General features: G+C 64.8%; 1 protein-coding gene. It reads left to right on the forward strand.

Annotated elements, in window-relative coordinates; translation table 11 throughout:
* Window positions 1-537 (forward strand): Ig-like domain-containing protein (locus E8E95_RS00095; RefSeq protein WP_280347132.1); only part of this gene is annotated, 537 nt, incomplete at both ends.

A 537-nucleotide genomic window follows, 5' to 3' on the forward strand; every position in this document is an offset into this window, starting at 1 on the left:
ATCAACGCCAACGGCACCTACACCTTCACCCCGGAAGCCAACTGGAACGGTGCGCTTCCGCAGGTCACCTACACCACCAATACCGGCGGCAGCTCGACGCTGGATATCACCGTCACCCCGGTGAACGATGCGCCCGTCGCGACCAACGATGGCCCGGTCCCAGTAACCGAGGACACCCCGGCCAGCGGCAACGTCCTGTCCAACGACAGCGACGTAGAAGCCGATTCCCTCACCGTCACCCAATTCGAAGTGGGCGGAACCACCTATTCAGCTGGCCAGACCGCCACCCTGAGCGGCGTCGGCACCCTGGTGATCAACAGCGACGGCAGCTTCACCTTCACCCCGGCCCCGAACTACAACGGCCCGGTGCCGACCGCGACCTACACCGTCACCGACGGCACTGCCACTGATACCGGTGAGCTGAGCTTCGGCAGTGTCACGCCGGTGGACGATGCGTCCGTTCTGGCCGCCGATAGCAACAGCGTGGCCGAAGACAGTTCGGCCACCGGCAACGTGCTGGGCAACGACAGCGATGTG

Source organism: Pseudomonas sp. BN414 (assembly GCF_029871275.1).
GTDB lineage: Bacteria > Pseudomonadota > Gammaproteobacteria > Pseudomonadales > Pseudomonadaceae > Metapseudomonas > Metapseudomonas resinovorans_C.